Annotated in this window: 3 protein-coding genes; all 3 read right to left on the bottom strand. The window is 30.5% G+C overall.

All coding sequences use genetic code 11. The features are described from left to right. Nucleotides 1-286: 286 nt before the first annotated feature. On the bottom strand, nt 287-490 hold the full coding sequence (locus B5V89_RS19760) for a hypothetical protein (RefSeq protein ID WP_108073701.1): 204 nt from the start codon (nt 488-490) through the stop codon (nt 287-289). Between the two features lie 226 nt (nt 491-716). Then, entirely contained in the window at nt 717-1412 is a 696-nt protein-coding gene (locus tag B5V89_RS19755) for an endonuclease V (RefSeq protein ID WP_107958488.1), read from the bottom strand. A gap of 13 nt (nt 1413-1425) precedes the next feature. Beyond that, on the bottom strand, nt 1426-1869 hold the full coding sequence (locus B5V89_RS19750; RefSeq protein ID WP_107958490.1) for a toxin-antitoxin system YwqK family antitoxin: 444 nt from the start codon (nt 1867-1869) through the stop codon (nt 1426-1428). Nucleotides 1870-2417 lie beyond the last annotated feature (548 nt).

Genomic DNA, 2417 nt, shown 5'->3' with positions numbered 1-2417 from the left:
AATTTATTATTGACAAAAACAACCTAGCAAAGTCAGTTTGTCTAAAAACATCATTTATCTATCAATAACAGATTTTCTCAACATTATAGTTTTTTAATAAATTTTAAAACTTCAATTTCATCCTGATTTACGGTTTTCTCATAGTAGTATTTATCGGTTCGTTCAAATCCATTTTGCTTTGCAAGTTCCGCATTATTTGTTCCAAGTCTGAATTGTGATCCATCTCTTTAAAACTCAAATTAAATATATTCCCTTTGTACTTTGCTTTGTAATCAACTTCATAAATTTAATCAATCTCTGCTTTCTTAATTTCCTTGATATATATCCTGGGTAAGTTAATGCTATCTTTATGGTTGCTAGGATAAACTTTTTCTTTAAACCCATTGTTCAAATCTGCTTGATCTTCACTGACTAATCTTATACAATCCCCATCAATATTACTAACCCTATAGATTTTATTTGTATATTTTGCAAAAGTTCCCTTTTCCATAAACTTCCCCCTTATTATTTTGGTATAACCCACTCATTTCTAATGTTTGGGCGTTTGTTGGGATTACAATTTGTTCAATAAAAGTATAAGAAAGACTTAGCAACTATATATTGCTAAGTCTTTCTTATACTTCACAACCATTTCAGTATCGTTTTTAAAAAACAAAAATAATTTGAATCAAATAATGAGATGTAATTATTTTACCTTAAGACTATTAGTACTTCTATTACTTGCATTTCTTTATTTTTAAATTTTTTCTTGCTTCATGTGTTGCAATATCAGCATATCTGGTCGGAGCTGGCAAGCGGCTATTTTTTTCTACAAAATGCATTGTTAATGCAGTTGCTGTGTCCAAATCAATCCAATTCCCACAAGAAACAAATATAGGCTTGACATCTTTTCTTGACCGAAGCACACGTCCGTAAACCTCATTGTCTATAACAATATCGTTATATGCACCCACTTGATTATCTGGCATGATAAAGTCCACATCTTTAATTTTTAAATAATTCTTTGCCACTCCGATTGTTGGTTTTTCCAAATAAAACGAAGCATGAGTTGCAATCCCCATATGTCGATAATGTAGGTAACCATTTCCATCAAACATATAAATATCTGGACTACTTTTCAACCTTTTTACCGTCTCCAAAATTAATGGTAGTTCGCGAAAAGCCAAAAATCCTGGTATATATGGAGTTTCAATTTCCCCCGTATATTTTACTTGTTCAACAACTTTTTTTGTTAAAAAATCAAATGCAACGATACAACAAACTCCATGATCAATATCATTTTCAGACCAATAAGCAATATCCACTCCTGCGATTAAATGAATCATTTCATATGAAAAAGTATTCTGTAAAGAAACTTGAGGTAAAAGCTGTTTCTGGATCGATATATATTTTTCTTCAAAATCTTTATTCATCTATTTTCTATCCCTATCCAAACTTTTTTGCATAAATTAAATCAGATTCAGTAGGTTCTATCTTTTCATCAATTAAAACCCCTTGTTCATCAAACCTTTTATAAGTCATTGCCCTTCCAGCAATTCGGTTCGTTATGGATTTTAATTGGCCATTTTCGTAATACTCAATTTGTTCACCCTCAGATGCGCTTTTATCCATGTTTCCAACTCTTTTGATATTACCATTTGGATAGAATTCAACATATGCTCCTTGTTTTACACCATTTTCAACAAAAAAATAACTTTCTAAATTTCCATTATCATATAAATCATAAGCTAGCCCAGTAAATAGATTTTCATTATCGTTTTGGTCATATTCTACGATGCCTTGTTCGTATGGTCCCCCAAAGTCTAAGTTTGTTTCAAATTCTACTCCATGTTGGATGATATATTCTTTTGTTAAAATATCATTTGGCATTCCTTGGAACCTCCGAAATAAATTCAAACCCATCTGTAATATGTTTTCCTGTAACTATTATAAGCATCTACAATAAACTCATCATTACCTTTATCATATGACAATAGTGTACCAAATACTTTCTCTTTATTTCCTACATGAAATAGTTCAGGTTCTACATTTCCACCATTATTTATAGCAACACAACTTATATTTCTTTTGGAAATTTAAAACCTAAAACAATTACCAATTTTTTACACAACCTTCACTAACCGGTTCATCAGCAAATTACCATTCTATTATACTCATCTAATACCCTCTCTCCATAATTTATTTCCAGACTGACCTTTGTTAGCATATTATAACTTTTCCTGCTAAAAGGTATTTCTTTTAATTATCTTATTTTCAAACCGCTTTACTTGTATTAAAACATTGCCAATAATGGTACAACTTCATGAGTTACGAATTTTAAGTAAACAATTCGTGTAGTGTTATAGTTAAAATTCCCTATAAAAACAAAACACCTAACGCCTAAAAGGCAATCAAGTTGTGTATGGCAAAATAAAAGT

Source organism: Heyndrickxia sporothermodurans (assembly GCF_003055045.1).
Taxonomy (GTDB): Bacteria; Bacillota; Bacilli; order Bacillales; family Bacillaceae_C; genus Heyndrickxia; species Heyndrickxia sporothermodurans.
This window is presented reverse-complemented; position numbering and strand designations above follow the sequence as displayed.